Source organism: Actinoplanes sp. NPDC023936, assembly GCF_040639325.1.
Lineage (GTDB): Bacteria > Actinomycetota > Actinomycetes > Mycobacteriales > Micromonosporaceae > Actinoplanes.
Window position 1 is genome coordinate 300,810 of sequence record NZ_JBEZZR010000001.1, and the last position, 19,550, is coordinate 320,359.

Below are 19,550 nucleotides of genomic sequence, written 5' to 3' on the forward strand. Positions count from 1 at the left end.
CCGACCTCCACCCTGCCCGATACCCTGCCCGATCGGAGACAGCTGATGCCCACGGTCAACCGTGTGCTTTCCGACGAGACCGGCGCCGAGCGGACCATCGCCGAGCCGCCGGCGCCTGCCCGGCCCGAGACTGCCCGGCCCGAGACCGCCCGGCCCGAGACCGCCCGGCCCGAAACCGCCCGGCCCGAAACCGCCCGGAGTGAGACTGCCCGGAGTGAGACCGACCGGAACGAGCCGGCCCCGAGCGAGCCGGTGGGGAACGAACCCACGGTGAGCGTGATCGTTCCGGCGCTGAACGAGGCCCGGAACCTGCCGCACGTCTTCGCGCGGCTCCCGCGAGTGGACGAGATCGTGCTCGTCGACGGCGGGTCCACGGACGACACCGTGGCCGTCGCCCGCCGGCTGCGGCCCGACATCCGCGTGGTCCGGCAGAACCGCCGGGGCAAGGGCAACGCCCTGGCCTGCGGTTTCGCTGCCGCGACCGGTGACATCATCGTCATGATCGACGCCGACGGGTCCACCGACCCGCTGGAGATCCCGAGCTTCGTGCAGACGCTGCTCTCCGGCGCCGACTTCGCGAAGGGCTCCCGGTTCTCCCCGACCGGCGGCAGCGCCGACATCACCCGCCTGCGCCGGGCCGGCAACAGGTGCCTGAGCCTGCTGGTCAACGCGCTCTTCGGCACCCGGTACAGCGACCTCTGCTACGGCTACAACGCGTTCTGGGCCCGGCACCTCGAGGTCTTCGACCTGGACCACACCTCGCCGCCGCCGGACACCGCGGACGGCCGGCTCTGGGGCGACGGGTTCGAGATCGAGACGCTGCTGAACCTGCGCGCGGCCCGGGCCCGGCTCGACATCGTCGAGGTGCCCAGCTTCGAGCACTCCCGGATCCACGGCGTGAGCAACCTCAACGCGCTCACCGACGGGATGCGGGTCCTGCGGACCATCGCTCGCGAGTGGCGGCCCCGGCGGCGTGCCGGCACACCGGTCGGGTCCCAGCGGGTCGCATCCCAGCCGGTCGTGTCCCAGCCGGCCGCGTCCCAGCCCGGCGCCGCCACGCAGGTCGCCGCCACGCAGGTCGCCGCCACGTCGGTCGAACAGAAGAAGGCGCAGGTCGGATGAGGGTCGGGGTCGTCTCGAACGCGTACCACCCGGACATCGGCGGGGTGGAGACCCACGTGAAGCGTCTCTGCGCCGGCCTGATCGACGCCGGCGACGACGTCGAGGTGATCACCCAGCACGCCGCCCGGTCCGTGGAGACCGTCGACGGCGTGCTGGTCCGGCGTTTCCCGCTCACCGTGCCGGCGGGCAACTACCGCCTCTCGCTTCCGCTCTGGCGGTGGTTGCGCACCCATGCGCAGATGTACGACGTCCTGCACGTCCACAGCTACCACGCGCTCGCCTCGCTCTGTGCCGCACTAGGCAACACCGGGACACCGATGGTCTTCACGCCGCACTACCACGGGACCGGGCACACCCGGTTCCGGGCCGCGCTGCACCCGCTCTACCGCCCGTTCGGGCGCACCGTCCTGAACCGTTCCAGCGCGGTCGTCTGCGTGACCGCCGCCGAACGTGACCTGCTGCTGCGGCACTTCCCGGAGGCCGCCGACCGGACCGTGGTCATCCCGAACGGCACCGACCCGCGCCCGCCGCTGCCCCCGGCGCCACCGCGGATCGGCGTCCCGGCCCAGGTCCGCCGGATCCTCTGCGTCGGGCGGCTGGAGCAGTACAAACGGGTCGACCGGGTGATCCGGGCGATGGCGCACCTCGGCCCGGACCACCGGCTCGACGTGGTCGGCACCGGACCGGCCGGCACGCAGTGGCGGCAGCTCGCGGCCCGGCTGGGCCTGGCCGGACAGGTCGTCTTCCACGGCCGGCTCGACGACGCCGCGTTCGCGTCCTGCCTGGCCAGCGCGTCGGCCGCGGTCTCCGCCTCGGCGCACGAGGCGTTCGGGCTGTCGGTGGCCGACGCGCTCGCCGCCGGGCTGCCCACTGTCGCCGCGCCGATCCCGGCGCACCAGGAGGTGGCCCGCCTCGCCGGTGAGGGCGTGTGGCTGCGGTACGCCGACCCGGACGACGAGGCCGACCTGGCCGCCGCCATGATCGAGGCGACCACGGCCGGACGGCGACGCCCGGCCACGCTGCCGACCTGGGACGACGTGGTCGGCGGGATCCGGGACGTCTACACCGCCGTGACCAGCCGGCCGGCGACCGCGGGGGCCGTCGGCCGATGAGTGTGACCACGGCCGGTCGGTTGTTCCGTGCCCGTGTTCCCGGCGGCGATGTCGCGCGCGACGACCTTCCGGGTTTCTCCGGCGGCGTCCGGGAGACGGCCTGGTGCGCGGCGACGCTCACGGCCGCCGCGGCGGCCGGCGCAGCCGCGCTGGTGGTCGCCTACCGGCGGGCCGAGTGGGGGGAGCCGGGCCAGTTCGCCTTCTTCTGGGCGGGCATGTTGCTCTTCACGCTGCCCGCGGCCTATTGGGGGGTACGCCGGCGCACGAGTCCCCGGCTACGCCTCGCCGTGCTGGCCGGTTACGCGTGCTTCACCTACCTGCCGAAACTGCTGCGCAACCCGTCCGGCCCGCTCTACCACGACGAGTACGCGCACTGGGGACAGGCACACGACATCCTCCTGGACGGCCGCCTCTTCGAGCAGAACTCGATCGTCCGGGTGATCGGCGACTATCCGGGCCTGCACGCGACGGTCTCCTCGATGGCGGCGCTCACCGGCCTCACCGTCTGGCACGCCGCCCTGCTCGTGCTGATCACCGCACACGTGCTGCTGGTGCTCGGCGTCGCGGCCGTCGCCGGGCATCTCTGGCCGGATCCCCGGATCGGCGTCGCGGCCGCGTTCGTCTACAGCCTGAACAGCTCTTTTCTCTTCTTCGACACCCAGCTCGGGTACGAGTCCCTCGCGATCACGGTGCTGGTCTGGGCGCTGGCGTGCGCGCTGCGGGCGCTGCGGTCGCCCGGCCGGGGCGTCCGGATCGGCTGGTCCGCGGTGGCCCTGCTGCTGGCCGTCGCGACGGTGGCGACCCACCACCTGACCGCGATCTGGCTCACCGGGATCCTCGGTCTGATCGCGATCACCTGCACGCTCCGGGGCGGTGAGCTGACCGGTGTGGCTCGGGTGGCGTGGGGGCTCGCGGCCCGGACCGGTCTCATCACCGTCCTCTGGATGGCGGCGATCGCCCCGCGGACCAGCAGCTATCTCGATCCGTACCTGGGCCGGGCGCTCGGCCAGTTCGGCGGGCTCGCGGGCGGGGGATCGGGCGGGCGGACGCTGTTCAGCCAGTCGATCGCGCCCTGGTGGGAACGGGCCACCGCGTACGCGGCGCCGGGTTTCGCTCTTCTCGCCATGACCGGCGCGGCCGCGCTCTGGTGGCGGCGCAGACGCACCGCCGACCCGCTCACCTCGGCCGGCACGGCGGCGATGCTGCTGGTCGGCGCGCTGTACTTCCCGGCCACGCTGCTGATCCTGACCCCGGCCGGAGCCGAGGGCGCACGGCGTTCCTGGGCGTTCAGCTACCTCGGCATCGCCGTGGCCGCCGCCCCCTTGATCATCGCACTCCTGGACCGGCCACGGCGCGTTTTCACAGGTTCTCTGCTGCTGACGGGGTGTGCGCTGATGCTGGTGGGCAACAACGCGGCCGGGATGAACCCCTCGTACCGGTTCCCCGGTCCGCCGGTCTTCGGCTCGGACACCCGGGCCGCCACCCCCGAGGTTCTCGCCGCCGCGGCCTGGCTCCGGGAGACGCAGGGACGCGAGACGCGGCTGGTCGCCGACCGGTACTCCGGCCTGATCTTCGGGTCGTACGGCGAACAGCGGCCGGCCACCGGGTCCGCCACCTTCCCGGCGTACGACCTGTACCGCGCCGGGCCCGGCCGGCCGATCTCGGCGGCGCTGCTGGAGCAGCTGCGCAGCTGGCGGTTCGAGTTCCTGGTCGTGGACCGGCGGATGGCCGAACAGGTGCCGGATATCAAGATCTATTTCGAGACGAACGAGCCGATCCCGCACGACGGCCGGCCCGCGTTCAACAGGGCCCAGCTCACCAAGTTCGACACCATGCCCTGGCTGATCAAGATGTACGACGGCCCGCACGTGGCGATCTACCGGTTCGACTTCGGCAGCCTCGGCGCGACGACCCGTGGGAGCGTGCGATGACGACGATCCGGCTCGCGCTTCTCGCCGGCGCCGGCCTGGCCGCGACACTGGCCGCCGACGGCCGGGCCTGGGCGGCGCCGTTCTGCGTGACGGCGCTCCTGGCCACCGGCGAGCTGCTGCTGAGAGCCCTGCCCGGCCGGCCGGTCGCCCTGCCCGGCAGCTCGGCCGCCGTGCCCGGCCGGCCGGCCGCGAGCGAGGAAGGGGCCGCGCCGGGCGTGCCCGGGGCTCGGCCGGGGTTTGCCGCGCCGGGCGTGCCCGGGGCTCGGGCGGCGCTTGCCGCGCTGGCGGGACTGGTGACGTTGCCGCTCGTGGCGCTCGCGCTGCATGCGATCGGGGCGCCGGTGCGGAGCGAGCCGCTGGTGGCCGGGATCGCGGTGACCGCGACGCTGGCGGCTGCCGGTGCCCTGCTGCGCGAGCGGCGGGCGGCCGGTGCGGCGGGGCTGGTGGCGCGGCGCGCGCGGGTGGGTGACGGGGTGGCGGTGGCCGTTCCGGTTCTGCTGGCGGTCGTCATCGGCGGGGTGGCCACCCGGGTCTACGTGACGTCGCCCCGGCCTGAGCAGCCCGGATATCTCAGCGTGGCGCTCAACGGGTGGGCGGCCAGGATCAGTGCGCCGGTCACGGTCCCGGTGCGGGGGCTGGCGGTTCCGATCCGGGTGACGAGCGCGGGGCTCGCGACAGTGACGATCCCGTTGCGGCTGCGGGTCGGCGGGCGGCTGATCACGGCCCGGCCGGTGACGGTGGGAGCGGACACGGTGCGGTCGCTCACGGTGAACCTGCCGGCGCTGCCGCCTGACGGGTGCCTGCGGGCGGTGAGCATCAGCGTCGGCTCGACCAGCACCGGGTTCTACGCCCGGGGGCCGGGCGGCCGCGCCCGCAGCCTGCCGGTCGCTTCTCGGACAGCAGCTCCGGGGCCTGGTGCCCGGGGGATCGGCGCCACCTGGACGGGCTCCGGGGTTCGGGGGCGCACGACGTGCTGATCAAGGCGGCCCGGCGGCTCCGGGGAGACTCGCTGGCGCGGAACAGTCTGCTGATCATGGCCACCACGGTGGTCAACGGCGGGCTCGGCTACCTCTACTGGATGCTGGCCGCCCGGTGCGTGCCCGCCTCGGAGATCGGCACGGCCACCGCGCTGATCTCGGCGGCCACCGCGGTCAGCATGATCACGCAGCTCGGGGCCGGGCACATGTTCATCCAGCGGCTGCCCGGCAGCGACCCGGCCGCCTGGTCCCGGATCGTCAGCGGCGGTCTGATCTTCGGCGCGGCGGCCACCGCGGCGGCGGCGACAGCCACCGCGCTGATCGTGCCGCGGGTCGCCGGTAACTTCGGCTTCCTCGCCGGGCTGCCCGGCCTGGCCGCGCTGGTCTGCGCCGCTGTCGCGGTCACGCTCACGACGTTGCTGGACAACGTCTACGTCGCGCACCGGGCCGGGCACGGCATGCTGGTCCGCAACCTGGCCGTCGCGGCCGGCAAGATCCTGGCGCTGCTGGCGATCCTGAGCTTCCCCGCCGGGCACGCGGGCTGGGCCGAGGCCGTGCTGCTGTCCTGGACCCTGCCGACGTTGCTGGTCAGCGGCCTGACCGTGATCGTGGGGCCGGGGCGGCTGCGGCCCGGTGCCCGGCTGCGACCAGCGGGGATCCGGGCGGAGCTGCCGCATCTGTGGACCGCTCTGACCGGCCATCATCTGATCAATTTGGCCCAAGCGGGGCCGGCCGCGTTGCTGCCGGTGCTGGTCACGGCCCGGCTCGGCTCGGACGCGAACGCACACTTCTACCTGGCGTGGATGACCGCGTCGATGCTGTTCATGGTCTCGCCGGCGGTGGCGTCCGCGCTGTACGCCGAACGCACCAACGCGGCCCGGGCCGGTGTGCGACGGGCCGCCGCCGTGGTGCTGGCCCTGGTCGGTGCGCCGGCGGTCCTGCTGCTCTCGGCCGGTGACGCGATCCTCGGTCTGTTCAGCGCCGGGTACGCCGCCGAGGGTGGCCTGCTCCTGAAGATCCTGGTGGTGGCGGCGCTGCCGGACGCGGTCACGAATCTGGCGGTGGCGCACTGGCGGTCGCGGGGAGACTTCCGGCGCTGCCGCCGGCTCAACGCGGCCCGGGCCGGGTCGTGCCTGCTGCTCACCTGGCTGCTCCTGCCGGTGCTGGGGGTGACCGGCGCCGGCGTCGCCTGGCTGGCCGGCCAGACCACGAGCGCGCTGCTGGTCGCGATCCTGGCGATGCGGCAGGTGTTCGGGCCAGGGGCATCGGACGGAACCTTTGGGCTGGCGGTGGATCACCGGAGGAACAGCGGGACCGCCTCTGATGCGGTCGGGGAGCCGGTGCGCGTACATCTCGAATCTGCGAAGGACCGGCAGAGAGCCGGCGGCAAGCCGGGGGGTTTCCGATGAGAATCCTGCACCTTTCCAACCTGTATGCGCCGGTCATCGGCGGGCTGGAACGGAGCATCGCGACGAGCAGCGAGGCGATGGTGCGGCGCGGCCACGAGGTCACCGTGCTGACGCTGGCGACGCCTGCGGCGCCGCACGACGAGGAGATCAACGGGGTACGGGTGGTGCGCGTCCGCAGTGTCGCGAGCACGATGCTGCCACGGCTGAACGCCGATCCCGCGAAGCCGTTCCACCCGACCCTTCCCGACCCGCTGACCACCGCGGACATCGCGCGGGTGCTCCGCACGAACACGTTCGACGTGGTGCACAGCCACGACTGGCTGATGTACAGCTACCTGCCGCTGCGGTTCGGCCGGCTCGGGCTGCCGCACGTGCACACCGCGCACGACTTCGGGCTGACCTGTGTGCGCAAGACGTTCTCCCGCAACGGGCGTCGCTGCACGTCCGGGCCGAGCCTGGGCCGCTGCGTCGGCTGCGCCACCGCCCAGTACGGCCGGCCGCGCTCGGCGGTGCTCACCGCCGGCCTGCGCGCGCAGCACCACCGGGGAATCGACACGCTCACCGCGATCTCGTCCTCGGTCGCGTCCGCGCTCAACCTGGCCCGGCTCCCCGGTGAGCTGCCGGTGCGGGTGATCTCCAGCCTGGTCCCGGACGGGCTGGACGCGCTGGCCCGGGACACGCCCCGGCCGGATTGGCTGCCGGACGAGCCCTACCTGCTCTTCGTCGGGCAACTCGGTCCGCACAAGGGCATCGACGTGCTGTTCACCGCGTATCGGCGGCTCGTGGCCACGCCATCGGCCCTGCATCCGGCCGCGCCCCGGCTGGTCTGCCTCGGCGCGCTGCGGCCGGACACCCCGCCGGTGCCGCCCGGCGTGGTGGTCCGCCACGACGTCCCGCACGCGCAGGTCATGGCGGCCTGGCACGGCGCGGCCGCCGGTGTCGTCCCGTCCCTGCTGGAGGGGATGGGCCAGGTCGCCGTCGAGGCGATGCTGGCCGGCGCGCCCCTGGTCGCCTCGGCGTCCGGCGGCCTGCTCGACGTGGTGCGCGACGGGGTGAACGGGCTGCTCGTCCCGCCCGGCGACCCGGACCTGCTGCACACCGCGCTGCTGCGCGTGCTCACCGACAGTGACCTGGCCGGACGGCTGCGGGCCGCCGGCCATGAGCGCGGGCTCGACTTCACCGCGGCCCGCGTCGTGCCCGAGATCGAGGAGGTCTACCGTGACTGCATCGCCACCGCCCGCTCCTGACCAGCGGATCCGGGTGCTCGTCGTCGGCTCCGGGTGGCGGTTCCTCTCCGGGATCAGCTACTACACCTGCCGGCTCAGCAACGCGCTGACCTCGCGATACGACGTCGGCGTGATCCTGATGCGCCGGCTGCTGCCGGCGCGGCTCTACCCCGGCCGGGAGCGGGTCGGTCACTCGCTCGCCGACCTGCGCTACGAGCCTGCAGTACCGGTGTTCGACGGCGTCGACTGGTTCGCCGTGCCATCGCTGATCCGGGCCGTGCGGTTCCTCCGCTGCTACCGGCCCGACGTGCTGGTGCTGCAGTGGTGGACCGGCGCGGTGCTGCACTCGTACCTCGCGCTGGTGATGGCCGCGCGGTCGCTCGGCGTCCGGGTGGTGGTGGAGTTCCACGAGGTGCAGGACACCGGTGAGGCACGGCACGCGTGGGCGGCCCGGTACGTCCGGCGGTGCATCCAGCCGCTGCTGCGGCGCACCGACGGGGTGATCGTGCACTCGACGTTCGACCGGAAGGCGGTCACCGAGTCGTTCGGCATCGGCGAGACGCCGGTCGAGGTGGCGCTGCACGGGCCGTTCGACCATCACGAGCCGGTGGCGCGGCGAGCCGGGACGCCGGGTGTCTGCCGGCTGCTGTTCTTCGGGACGATCCGGCCGTACAAGGGCCTGGAGGACCTGGTCGAGGCGTTCACCGGGCTCGGGCCGGGATACCACCTGACGATCGTGGGGGAGACCTGGGAGGGCTGGACGCTGCCCGGCGAGATGATCGTCGACTCGCCGGTCCGGGACCGGATCACGTTCGTGAACAGGTACGTCGCGGACGCCGAGGTGAACGACTTCTTCGCCGGGGCGGACGTGGTGGTTCTGCCGTACCGGCGCAGCTCGGCCAGCGGGCCGCTGCACATCGCGATGAGCCACGGGGTGCCGGTGGTGGTCACCGCGGTCGGTGGCCTGGTGGAGGCCGCCGAACAGTACAGCGGCACGGTCTTCGTGCCGCCGGCCTCGCCGGCGGAGCTCGCGCTCGGCATCACACGTGCCGCCGGCCTGACCGGCCGGCGGCACGCGGATCCGTCGTCGTGGCAGTCGACTGTCGACGCCTACGACCGCTTGCTGACCGCTATGTGGTCACGTCAGGAGAACGACACGTCGTCGAACCAGACGGTCCCGGAGTTCTCGCCGGACTTGAGGTGAAGCTGGACGCTCGTCGCACCGGCCGGGGCCGTCGCGTCGATGGTCAGCTTCGTCCAGTTGCTGTCGCCCTGCGCGACGGGCTTGGACGACACCTGGCCCAGCCACCTGTCGTTCACGTCGAACCAGCTCAGCGCCATCTCGTTGGAACCCGTCACGTCCCGGCCCTTGGCCCAGGCCTCGGCGTGCCACTTCTGGCCGGACAGCACCGGGGTGACCGGCGCGGTACGCACCGAGGGCAGCCCGCTCTTGCTCCGGCCGGTGTCCGAGAAGCGCGCCGACCCGGAACCGGAGTGCGCGACGTCCCGGACCCGGACCGCGGCCCCGGCCTCGGCCAGGTACGGCCGCCACGGTGAGCTGGTCGCGGCCGCCTCGAACCCGAGGTCCAGCACACTGTTCGTGATCTGGCCGCCGGTCCAGGCGGTGCGGACCACCGAGGCGGCCGCCTTCGCGGTGCCGTCGGCGCGGTACAGGCCGTACTTGTACTGCGCGGGCAGCTTGGAGACCTGCGAGTTCGACGGGATCGCGCCGTTGCTGAAGTCGCTCAGCGTCCACGGCGCCACCGAGCCCACCTTGGCGATCTTCGCGGCCGCCAGGACCCGGGCCAGGTACGCGGCCTGCTCACCCTCGCTGGCCGACGCGGTGCTGAGGCCGGTCTCCCCGATCACGATCGGGGAGGGGCTGACCGCCGCCTGCGCCTTGCGGATCTCGGTGAGCGACCGCTCGGAGTTGCCGTAGAAGTGGAAGTCGTAGTAGTCCAGCGGGGTGCTCCGCAGGCTCGACTTGATCTTCGCCATGGCCGGGGCGCCGCCCTGGGCGTCGACCGAGAGCGTCAGCGGCATCTGCGGAACGGCCGTCCGGATCGCCGGAATGATCTTCTTGGCCCACGCGACGGCGGCGGCGTCGTTCGGGTTGAACTCGTTCTTCACCTCTACCGCGATCACCCGGGGGTCGTTCGCGTACGGGATGAGCACGGCCCTCGCCCAGGCGGCGCTACGGGTGACGTCGGTGTACCCCGCCCACCAGTCGAACAGGGTCAGCTTCACGGTCAGCCCGTACGAGTCGGCGATGCTGACGAACTTGCGCAGACGGTCGGTGTACTCGGCCTTCGGCGTGGGGTAGCCGAACACCTGGGGGAACACGATGAGACGGACACTGTCGGCGCCGAGCTTGGCGGCCTTCGCCATGTCAGCGTCGATCTTGTCGCCGTTGTAGGCCGTCCACATCGCCGACCAGCCGGCGTTGGACGGGTAGTAGTTGAGCGTCTTGGCGGCGAGCGTGGCGTCGAGCCGGCTCTTCAGCGTCACGACCACCTCACCCTGGACCTTCACCGCCTGGCTCTTGGTCGTCTGGGTCTTCACGGTGCTCGCGGTCTTCGGGGCAGGGCTCGGCTTGGTCGCGGCCGTGGCCTCCCCGGCCGGCGTCACGACGGCGAGGAGCAGCGAGGATACGACGATCGCTGCGCGGCTGCGAACAGTCTTCACGGGAGGTCAGCCCTTCACTTTCTCGTGCCTATCGGTCTGACCACTCCTTTCGGTCGGGTACGGCGATGACCGGAGACTTCCTTCGATGCAGTGCGGTTGCGAGGCGGGATCGGACCGGTGCGAGCTCTTCATTCCCGCAACCGCGGCCGATGGGGGCCGCGTCACCCCTGGGGGTACGTCCTCGGGGTGTAGACCGCTGTGGTCCCGTCGCCCCGGATCACGGCCCGGGTCTGCGACGAGCCGATGATCAGCAGGCAGCGCATGTCCACGGTCGCCGGGTCGAGGTCGCCCAGCGTGGTGACCCGGACCGACTCGGCCGGACCGCCGACGTCCCGGCCGACCACCACCGGCGTGTCCGCGGACCGGTGGTCCAGCAGCAGTTTCTGCGCCCGGGCCAGCTGCTCGGTGCGGGTCTTCGACGCCGGGTTGTAGATCGCGATCACCAGGTCGGCGGCGGCCGCCGCCGCGAGCCGTTTCTCGATCACCGACCAGGGCTTGAGCCGGTCGGAGAGGGACAGGGTGCAGAAGTCGTGACCGAGCGGCGCGCCGGCCCGGCTCGCCACCGCCTGCGCGGCGGTCAGGCCCGGAACGATCCGGACGCTGACGTCGCGCCACTGCGGGTCCTCGGCGGTCTCCAGCACCGCCGCCGCCATCGCGAAGACACCCGGGTCGCCGGACGAGACGACAGCCACCCGGCGGCCGCGTTTCGCCAGGTCGAGGGCGAAGGCGGCACGCTCGGCCTCGACCCGGTTGTCGGAGGGGTGCCGGCGCTGCCGGGGGCTCACCGGCACCCGGTCCACATAGGGCCCGTAGCCGACCACGTCGTCGGCGGTGGCGAGGGCGGCCTGCGCTTCCGGGGTGAGCCAGTCGCGGGGGCCCGGCCCGAGGCCGATCACGGTGACGCTGGCGGGGCGCGTGGCCGTTCCCGGCTTCTCCGCGCTCTTCTCGTCGCTGTTCTCGTCGCTCTTCTCGTCCGTGAACGCCGCCGCGGCCGGACTGGGCAGGAGCGCCAGAGAGAAGTACGGGACCGTGTCCGGATCCACCTCGCTCAGCGGCCCTGACCGTTCCCGATCAGTGGTGGCGCGCTCCACGTACCACGCGTCGGCCAACCGGCCGGAGCGTTCCAGGGCGTCGCGGACCCCGGTGAACGTGCGGCCCAGCTTCATCACGGCGGCCGAGTCGGTGGTGGACAGCCGGGTCGCCAGTTCCTCCGCAGGCAGAGTGCCGGGCAGCACGGTGAGCACCTCGTCGCGCTCCATCAGCGGCCGGCCGAGAACGGCGGAGGCCGCGCTCACCGAGGTGACACCGGGGACGACGGCCGTCTCGTACCGGTCGGCGAGCCGCTTGTGCATGTGCATGTAGGAGCCGTAGAAGAACGGGTCGCCCTCGGCGAGCACCACCACGTCCCGGCCGGCGTCCAGGTGCGCGGCAAGGCGGGCGGCCGCCTCGGCGTAGAACTCGTCGATGGCGCCCTGGTAACCGCCGGGGTGATCGGTCCCCTCGGTGGTCACCGGGTAGATCAGCGGTTCCTCGATCTGCCCGTCCCGCAGGTAACCGGCGGCGATCGCCCGGGCGTTGCTGCGGCCGTGCCGGGCCGCGTGGTACGCCACCACGTCGGCCGCCGCGATCAGCCGGGCGGCCTTCACCGTGACCAGCTCGGGGTCGCCGGGGCCGAGCCCGACACCGTAGAGCCGGCCGGGCCGCGTTGCGTTGGTCGTCATGTGCCTACTCATTTTCCGATGCCAGGGCGTTGATGGCCGCGGCGGTCATGGCGCTGCCGCCGCGCCGCCCGCGCACGATCAGATATTCCAGTCCGGAGCCGGCGAGCGCCTCCTTGGACTCGGCCGCGCCGATGAAACCGACCGGGATCCCGAGCACCGCGGCCGGCCGGGGCGCTCCCGCCTCGATCATCTCGAGCAGGCGGAACAGCGCGGTCGGCGCGTTGCCGATCGCCACCACGGCGCCGTCCAGCCGGTCGCCCCAGAGATCCATGGCGGCGGCGCTGCGGGTGTTGCCGATCCGGGCCGCGATCTCCGGGACGGCCGGGTCCCGCAGGGTGCAGATCACGTCGTTGGCGGCGGGCAGCCGGGAGCGGGTCACGCCGGAGGCGACCATCTCCGCGTCGCAGAGGATCGGGGCGCCGCTGAGCAGCGCCTTCCTCGCGGCGGTGGCCACACCGGGACTGAACCGCACGTCCTGGACCAGGTCCACCATCCCGCAGGCGTGGATCATCCGCACCACGACGCGGGCCACATCGGACGGCAGGCCGGTCAGGTCCGCCTCGGCGCGGATCGTGGCGAACGACCGCTTGTAGATCTCCGCGCCGTCGCGCACGTACTCCATCAGGGCCTCCTCGCTGTCGCCACAACAGCTCCTAGATCACGGCTGGGGTCATCGGTGTCGGGGTCGACGGTGTCGGGGTCGACGGTGTCGGGGTTGATCATGGTGTCGGTCACGGTGTCGGTCTCGGCGTCGGTACCGGTGTTCGCGCCGGTCGTGGCGCCGCTGTTCGGGCGGGACACCTGGTAACCGGTGGGGGTGGCCTGGACCTGGACGTGCCGGCCCGCGGGGCTGCCGCACGCCCGCGCGCAGCCCACCCAGTGAACCGGGAGGCCGTCGACGAAACGCGCGGCTCTCGTGGCGTCGGCACGGACATCGGCGAGGGATTTCGCGCAGCCGGGGCGGCCGGCGCACGCGGTCACGCCCACCCACGGAGAGTCCGCCGCCAGAGCGAGACCGGAATCGATCAGCTGGTCCGCCCACTGTGCCGCGTCGGCGCGCGGGAGGTCGGTGACCAGGACGCCCCGCCACGGTGTGATGACGAGCCGGGTCGCTTTCTCCAAGACCCGCATGGGTACGCCACCGAGCCGCCCCAGCGGGACCAGGGCGCCCACCGCGACGAGCGGGGAGCCGGGCTGGTCCAGCACACCCAGCAGATCACCGGGCTCGAGCGCCTCGACCGGGCCGATCGGTTCCGTGTCCGCGGTGGTCGGGCCGAGGGCGGCGCGGACACGGGCGGCTACTCGGGACGGGCCGTCGGTGAGCTCGCGCAGTCGCCAGGCTGCCGGGCCGCCGCTGCGCTGGGCCTCCCGCTCGGCGAGGAAGGCGTGTGCCGCCGCCAGCATCGTGGGGACCACCGTCTCGCCGTCCACGCGGATGCCCGCGTCGTGGCCGCCGAGCCGGATAGCGAACCGCTCGGGCACACCACCCGGCGCAGGCCTGGCGGGGACTGCGGCGACGTCGGCGGCCAGGGGGACGTGGCCGATGGCGAACAGGAACTTGCCGGGGAGGCGGGACAGGGCGGGGTCGCCGAGGAGGGCGGTGTCCAGCTGGGATGTCAGAGCGCGAAGCGCCGGTCCGGCCAGTGGGGGCGCCGCGATGTTCCGTACCGCATCGTGGGTTGCCGACGGCAGGAGGCCGGCGGCGCGCAAGCGGGCCGCCAAGGTCTCCGCGTCCTCTGCTCGCACGCCTCTGACCTGGAGGTTCGCTCGGGAGGTCAGCTCCAGGAAACCGTCGCCGAACTGCTCGGTCAGCTCGCGCAGAACACGCAGCTGCGCGCCGCTCAGCACGCCCGCGGGCAGACGGACACGCGCCAGCAACCCGTCGGCCGCGGCGTGCAACCGCAGGGCGCCGGGGCAGGCGTCGGTGTCGGACTGCCGGAGGGGTGTCACGGCCCGGATACTACGGGCGGCCACCGACAGGACCACATCCTCGGGTCGCCACCCGGCTGTATCGGTGATGTCACCCCACCTTGACGGCGGGCGGGAGCGTTCGGAAAGGTGGGAGGTCTACGAGCGGCGAAGCCGCGGAGGAAGCCGGTGCGAGTCCGGCACGGTCCCGCCACTGTGACCGGGTTCCCAGCCCGGGAGTCAGGAACTCCGTTCGCCGTGATCCCAACTACTCCGGGGCGCGGACCCCGAGGGGGAGCGCAACGCGTGTTTCTGCTGCTGTCCACGTCCGACACCGACCTGCTCAGCGCCCGGGCCAGCGGCTCGGCCTGGCGGCTGGGCAACCCGGCCCGGACCTCGGTCTCCGATCTTCCCGCCCTGCTCGACGGCGTCGACCTGGTCGTCGTCCGCATCCTCGGTGGCCGCCGCGCCTGGGAGGAGGGCCTCGACGCCCTGCTCGCCGGCGACGTCCCGGTGGTGGTCCTCGGTGGCGAGCAGGCCCCGGACGCCGACCTGATGAAACTCTCCACGGTCCCGGCCGGTGTCGCGGCGGACGCGCACGTCTACCTCGCGCAGGGCGGCGCGGAGAACCTGGCCTCGCTGCACGACTTCCTGTCCGACACGGTGCTGCTGACCGGCAACGGGTTCGCGCCGGCCGTCGAGGCGCCGCAGTGGGGTGTGCTGCCGCGCGCCGCGTCCGAGGGCGGGCCGGCGACCGTGGCGGTTCTCTACTATCGCGCCCATCACATGGCCGGGAACACCGCGTTCGTCGAGACGCTCTGCCAGGCGATCGAGGCGAAGGGCGCCCGCGCGCTGCCGATCTTCACGGCGTCGCTGCGGACCGCGCCGCCGGAGCTGCTGGCCGAGCTGCGCACCGCGGACGCCCTGGTGGTGACAGTGCTCGCGGCCGGTGGCACCAAACCGGCGACCGTGGGCGCCGGTGGCGACGACGAGGCCTGGGACGTCGGCGTGCTCGCCGACCTGGACGTGCCGATCCTGCAGGGGCTCTGCCTGACCAGCTCACGGGCCGCGTGGGAGGCGAGCGACGACGGGCTGTCGCCGCTGGACGCGGCGACGCAGGTGGCGATCCCGGAGTTCGACGGGCGGATCATCACGGTGCCGTTCTCGTTCAAGGAGATCGACCCGGAAGGGCTGTCGGTCTACGTCGCGGACCCGGAGCGGGCCTCGCGGGTCGCCGGGATCGCCGTGGCGCACGCCCGGCTCCGGCACGTGCCGCCGGCCGATCGCAAGATCGTCCTCATGCTGTCGGCCTATCCGACCAAGCACTCGCGGATCGGCAACGCGGTCGGGCTGGACACGCCCGCCTCGACGGTGGCCCTGCTGGACGCGCTCGCCACCGCCGGGTACCGGATCGGGGACTTCGGGTCCTACGACGGCGACGGGTTGATCCACGCGTTGATCGCGGCCGGCGGGCAGGACTCGGACTGGCTCACCGAGGAGCAGCTCGCCGGCAACCCGGTGCGCATCTCCGGCGAGGCGTACCAGGCGTGGTTCGAGACGATGCCGGAGGACTTCCGGACCTCGGTGGAGCAGCACTGGGGGCCGCCGCCCGGCGAGCTCTACGTCGACAGCGGGGACATCGTCCTCGCCGCGCTGCGCGACGAGAACATCGTGGTCATGGTGCAGCCGCCGCGCGGGTTCGGCGCGAACCCGGTGGCGATCTACCACGACCCGGACCTGCCGCCGTCACATCACTACCTGGCCGCGTACCGGTGGATCGCGGACGACTTCGGCGCGCACGCGGTGGTCCACGTCGGCAAGCACGGCAACCTGGAATGGCTGCCCGGCAAGAACGTCGGCATGTCCGCCTCGGACGGCACCGACGCGGCGCTCGGCGACCTGCCGCTGATCTATCCGTTCCTGGTGAACGACCCCGGTGAGGGCACGCAGGCCAAGCGCCGGGCCCACGCCACGCTCGTCGACCACCTGATCCCGCCGATGGCGCGCGCCGAGTCCTACGGCGACATCGCCCGGCTGGAGCAGCTGCTCGACGAGCACGCGAACATCGCCGCGCTCGACCCGGCGAAACTGCCGGCGATCCGGGCGCAGATCTGGACCCTGATCCAGGCCGCGAAGATGGACCACGACCTCGGGCAGTCGCAGCGCCCCGGGGACGAGGAGTTCGACGACTTCATCATGCACATCGACGGATGGCTGTGTGAGGTCAAGGACGTGCAGATCCGGGACGGGCTGCACGTGCTCGGCGCGGCCCCGGCCGGTGAGGCGCGGATCAACCTGGTGCTCGCCATGCTGCGGGCGCGGCAGATGTGGGCCGGGAAGGTGGCCGCGCTGCCCGGTCTGCGGGAGGCGCTGGGCCTGGCCGAGGACGCCCCGCTCACCCGTGTCGACGAGATCGAGGCCGAGGCCCGGGCTCTCGTGACGGCGATGGAGGAGCGCGGCTGGGCTCGTGACGGCATCGCGGACTTGTCGGACAACGCCGATGTGATCCGGGTGCTGGAGTTCGCCGCCACCGAGATCGTCCCCCGGCTCGCGAAGACCACCGACGAGATCACGCACGTGCTGCACGCGCTCGACGGCGGCTACGTCCCGGCCGGTCCGAGCGGCTCCCCGCTGCGCGGCCTGATCAACGTGCTGCCGACCGGCCGCAACTTCTACTCGGTCGACCCGAAGGCCATCCCCAGCGCCCTCGCCTGGGAGACCGGGCAGGCCATGGCGGACTCGCTGCTCGACCGCTACCGCGCCGACCATGACGGCACCTGGCCGAAATCGATCGGTATTTCCGCGTGGGGCACGAGCGCCATGCGTACCGCCGGCGACGACATCGCCGAGATCCTCGCCCTGATCGGTGTGCGGCCGAACTGGGACCCGGCGTCCCGGCGGGTCACCGGCCTGGAGCCGATCTCCCGCGCGGAGCTGGGCCGGCCCCGGATCGACGTGACAGTGCGTATCTCCGGCTTCTTCCGGGACGCGTTCCCGCACGTTGTCGCGATGCTCGACGACGCGTTCACGATGGTCGCGACGCTGGACGAGCCGGACAACTACGTCCGCGAGCACGCGCTGCGGGACCAGGGCGAGCACGGCGACTGGCGGCGGGCGACCATGCGGATCTTCGGGTCGCGGCCGGGTGCGTACGGCGCCGGGATCCTGCCGCTGATGGACAGCCGGAACTGGCGCGACGACGCTGATCTGGCCGAGGTCTACGCGGTGTGGGGCGGTTTCGCGTACGGGCGGGACCTGGACGGCGTTCCGGCGCGACCGGACATGGAGAACGCGTACCGGCGGATCGAGGTGGCGGCGAAGAACATCGACACCCGTGAGCATGACATCGCGGACTCCGACGACTACTTCCAGTACCACGGCGGCATGATTGCCACGGTTCGCGCGCTCACCGGGAAGGCGCCGGCCGCGTACATCGGCGACTCCACCAACCCGGACCAGGCACGGACCCGCAGCCTGACCGAGGAGACCGCCCGGATCTTCCGGGCCCGGGTGGTGAACCCGCGCTGGATCGCCGCGATGCGGCGGCACGGCTACAAGGGCGCGTTCGAGCTGGCGGCCACCGTCGACTACCTCTTCGGGTACGACGCCACGGCCGGCGTGGTGACCGACTGGATGTACGAGCAGCTCGCGGCGAGTTACGTGCTCGACCCGGACAACCAGAAGTTCATGCGCGAGTCCAACCCGTGGGCGCTGCACGGCATCAGTGAGCGACTGCTGGAGGCGGCCGAGCGCAAGCTCTGGGAGTCACCGGATCCCGCGACCCTGACCGCGCTCCAGCAGCTCTACCTGGAGACCGAGGGCGAGCTGGAGGACAACTGAGCGGTCAGCCCCAGTTCTGAGGTGCTTGCTGCCGCGTCGTCACGTTGATCCGGTTGAAGAAGTTGCTGGTGGCGATCCACAACACGATCGCCGCCAGCTCCGGCTCGGTGAAGTGCTTCGCGGCCTTGTCCCAGATCGGCGGGGCGACGCAGGCGTTTAGCGGATCTTGGAGGGATCGGGGTGGCTGGTTCTCAGTGCGGACAAAACGGATGCTCGGGAGCACTGGCGGCCAGCTGGAGAGTGAGCTGGTCGTCAGTGCCGACCTTGCTGGCTAATTGAGGAACGCTCTGCCTGCGAAACGAGGGTGCGGCCGCCGCTGACAGGCGCCAAGCCGCCCCCTGGGCCGGCGGAGCGTAGGCCGGAGCGGTTATCCGGGCTTGATCACATGTCTGGGCTACGGCCGGGCGACGCCAGCCGTAGGCCAGAGCGGTTATCCGGGCTTGATCACATGCTTAGGCTACGGCCCGGCGACGCCAGCCGTAGGCCAGAGCGGTTATCCGAGCTTGATCACATGTCTGGGCTACGGCCGGGACGGCGCGTTCCAAGATCGGGGCCGAGCACCAGCCGGACCACCGGGTGCGTTGACCACGAACCTTCACCGGCTGGCGACAACACCGGGTCACCCCCACCGACAGCCGCCGGCAACGGCTCATCATGGCGGCCCGCAGAATTACGTGCGTCAACGCGACGCCGTCGCCCCGACGTCTTGGCCGCCCCGCGCCGGGAACGAGCCCGGGCGCAGCGAACGCCGGCAACGCTGGGGTCGACCGCGAAAGGCCGCCTGACGAATCAGACCCGGTGAACCTCAGTGGTCAACCCACTAGGCCTTGTCGCCTTTGGCCGGACGGCGGCGCAGCAGGTAGGTGTCCATGATCCAGCCGTGCCGCTCGCGGGCCTCGGTACGGGTCTTGACGATCTCCTCCGCCACATCCGCGACACGCCCGGACGCGAGCAGCTCGTCCTCGGTGCTCACGTAGGCGCCCCAGTAGATCTCGGCGTCCGGGTGTGCCGTGAACGCCTGCTGCGCGTCGAGCATCACGACCACGTCGTCGACGCCCTCCGGCCAGCCCTCGGCGAGCCGCCGGCCCGTGGTGATCTGGAACGGCTGGCCGACCCGGTTCAGCCCGACCCGGTGTTTCGCGGCGAGGGCGGACACGCTGCTGATGCCGGGGATCACCTCGTACTCGAAGGTGGTCCTGCCCCGGTCCAGGATCTCGTCGAGGATTGCGATCGTGGAGTCGTAGAGCGACGGGTCGCCCCAGACCAGGAACGCGCCGATCTCGCCCTCCTTGAGGTGCTCGGCGATCAGCTCCTCGAAGACCTGGGAACGCCGGTGCCGCCAGTCGGCGATCGTGCCGGTGTAGTCGGCCGGGGTGCGGTCGCGGTCCGGATCGCGGCCCTCGACGATCCGCTTGTGCGGGTGCGAGTACGCCCGGATGATCCGCTCGCGCAGGTCGATCAGGCTCTGCTTGGCCTCGCCCTTGTCGATCAGGAAGAACACGTTGGTCCGGCCGATCGCCTTGGCCGCCTGGAGGGTCAGATGGTCCGGGTCGCCGGCGCCGATCCCGATCACATAGATCTTCCGCATGGAAGAGAAGTCTGCCTCAATCGCCTCGGGC

General features: G+C 72.4%; 14 protein-coding genes and 1 riboswitch. Of the genes, 8 read left to right on the top strand and 6 right to left on the bottom strand.

Annotated features, from left to right (window positions below):
• The first annotated feature begins 45 nt into the window (after nt 1-45).
• From AB0F72_RS01365 to AB0F72_RS01395, 7 genes are read left to right on the top strand one after another with little or no spacing between them, the layout of a single operon-like run.
• A complete protein-coding gene (locus AB0F72_RS01365; RefSeq protein WP_360423252.1) occupies nt 46-1,122 on the top strand; it encodes a glycosyltransferase family 2 protein in 1,077 nt (358 codons plus the stop codon).
• On the top strand, nt 1,119-2,234 hold the full coding sequence (locus tag AB0F72_RS01370; protein ID WP_360423255.1) for a glycosyltransferase family 4 protein: 1,116 nt from the start codon (nt 1,119-1,121) through the stop codon (nt 2,232-2,234). Before AB0F72_RS01365 ends, AB0F72_RS01370 begins: the two co-directional genes overlap by 4 nt.
• Nucleotides 2,231-4,165, top strand: coding sequence for a hypothetical protein (locus AB0F72_RS01375; RefSeq protein WP_360423257.1), 1,935 nt, complete (start codon nt 2,231-2,233; stop codon nt 4,163-4,165). The genes AB0F72_RS01370 and AB0F72_RS01375 overlap by 4 nt, the downstream gene beginning before the upstream one ends.
• A complete protein-coding gene (locus AB0F72_RS01380) occupies nt 4,162-5,142 on the top strand; it encodes a hypothetical protein (RefSeq protein ID WP_360423259.1) in 981 nt (326 codons plus the stop codon). The genes AB0F72_RS01375 and AB0F72_RS01380 overlap by 4 nt, the downstream gene beginning before the upstream one ends.
• Nucleotides 5,136-6,551 carry a sugar transporter gene (locus AB0F72_RS01385; protein WP_360423262.1) on the top strand — a complete coding sequence of 472 codons (1,416 nt, stop codon included), beginning with the start codon at nt 5,136-5,138 and terminating at the stop codon, nt 6,549-6,551. Before AB0F72_RS01380 ends, AB0F72_RS01385 begins: the two co-directional genes overlap by 7 nt.
• Nucleotides 6,548-7,798, top strand: coding sequence for a glycosyltransferase family 4 protein (locus AB0F72_RS01390; RefSeq protein ID WP_360423264.1), 1,251 nt, complete (start codon nt 6,548-6,550; stop codon nt 7,796-7,798). The genes AB0F72_RS01385 and AB0F72_RS01390 overlap by 4 nt, the downstream gene beginning before the upstream one ends.
• Nucleotides 7,770-8,981, top strand: coding sequence for a glycosyltransferase family 4 protein (locus AB0F72_RS01395; protein WP_360423267.1), 1,212 nt, complete (start codon nt 7,770-7,772; stop codon nt 8,979-8,981). The genes AB0F72_RS01390 and AB0F72_RS01395 overlap by 29 nt, the downstream gene beginning before the upstream one ends.
• On the opposite strand, the gene AB0F72_RS01400 is transcribed toward AB0F72_RS01395, so the two are convergent.
• The 4 genes from AB0F72_RS01400 to AB0F72_RS01415 form a co-directional block, all read right to left on the bottom strand.
• A complete protein-coding gene (locus AB0F72_RS01400) occupies nt 8,921-10,462 on the bottom strand; it encodes a cellulase family glycosylhydrolase (protein ID WP_360423270.1) in 1,542 nt (513 codons plus the stop codon). The genes AB0F72_RS01395 and AB0F72_RS01400 overlap by 61 nt on opposite strands.
• A 161-nt stretch (nt 10,463-10,623) precedes the next feature.
• On the bottom strand, nt 10,624-12,183 hold the full coding sequence (locus tag AB0F72_RS01405; protein ID WP_360423273.1) for a precorrin-2 C(20)-methyltransferase: 1,560 nt from the start codon (nt 12,181-12,183) through the stop codon (nt 10,624-10,626).
• Between the two features lie 4 nt (nt 12,184-12,187).
• Nucleotides 12,188-12,808, bottom strand: coding sequence for a precorrin-8X methylmutase (locus AB0F72_RS01410; protein WP_360423806.1), 621 nt, complete (start codon nt 12,806-12,808; stop codon nt 12,188-12,190).
• Nucleotides 12,805-14,133 (bottom strand): precorrin-3B synthase, encoded by a 1,329-nt coding sequence (locus AB0F72_RS01415; protein ID WP_360423276.1) that lies wholly within the window; start codon nt 14,131-14,133, stop codon nt 12,805-12,807. The genes AB0F72_RS01410 and AB0F72_RS01415 overlap by 4 nt, the downstream gene beginning before the upstream one ends.
• Before the next feature lie 105 nt (nt 14,134-14,238).
• Nucleotides 14,239-14,362, top strand: a riboswitch (cobalamin riboswitch).
• A gap of 35 nt (nt 14,363-14,397) precedes the next feature.
• Here AB0F72_RS01415 and cobN point away from each other — a divergent pair.
• A complete protein-coding gene (gene cobN / locus AB0F72_RS01420; RefSeq protein WP_360423278.1) occupies nt 14,398-17,931 on the top strand; it encodes a cobaltochelatase subunit CobN in 3,534 nt (1,177 codons plus the stop codon).
• Between the two features lie 4 nt (nt 17,932-17,935).
• Here cobN and AB0F72_RS01425 read toward each other — a convergent pair whose 3' ends face one another.
• Nucleotides 17,936-18,154 (bottom strand): hypothetical protein, encoded by a 219-nt coding sequence (locus AB0F72_RS01425; RefSeq protein ID WP_360423280.1) that lies wholly within the window; start codon nt 18,152-18,154, stop codon nt 17,936-17,938.
• 597 nt (nt 18,155-18,751) lie between these two features.
• Nucleotides 18,752-19,519 carry a precorrin-6A synthase (deacetylating) gene (gene cobF / locus AB0F72_RS01430; protein WP_360423283.1) on the bottom strand — a complete coding sequence of 256 codons (768 nt, stop codon included), beginning with the start codon at nt 19,517-19,519 and terminating at the stop codon, nt 18,752-18,754.
• Between the last annotated feature and the right edge of the window lie 31 nt (nt 19,520-19,550).

Coding starts and splice junctions, on each gene's coding strand:
- AB0F72_RS01380 (WP_360423259.1), top strand. CDS start 4,162: ATGACGACGATCCGGCTCGCGCTTCTCGCCGGCGCCGGCCTGGCCGCG.
- AB0F72_RS01370 (WP_360423255.1), top strand. CDS start 1,119: ATGAGGGTCGGGGTCGTCTCGAACGCGTACCACCCGGACATCGGCGGG.
- AB0F72_RS01365 (WP_360423252.1), top strand. CDS start 46: ATGCCCACGGTCAACCGTGTGCTTTCCGACGAGACCGGCGCCGAGCGG.
- AB0F72_RS01375 (WP_360423257.1), top strand. CDS start 2,231: ATGAGTGTGACCACGGCCGGTCGGTTGTTCCGTGCCCGTGTTCCCGGC.
- AB0F72_RS01390 (WP_360423264.1), top strand. CDS start 6,548: ATGAGAATCCTGCACCTTTCCAACCTGTATGCGCCGGTCATCGGCGGG.
- AB0F72_RS01405 (WP_360423273.1), bottom strand. CDS start 12,183: ATGACGACCAACGCAACGCGGCCCGGCCGGCTCTACGGTGTCGGGCTC.
- cobF (WP_360423283.1), bottom strand. CDS start 19,519: ATGCGGAAGATCTATGTGATCGGGATCGGCGCCGGCGACCCGGACCAT.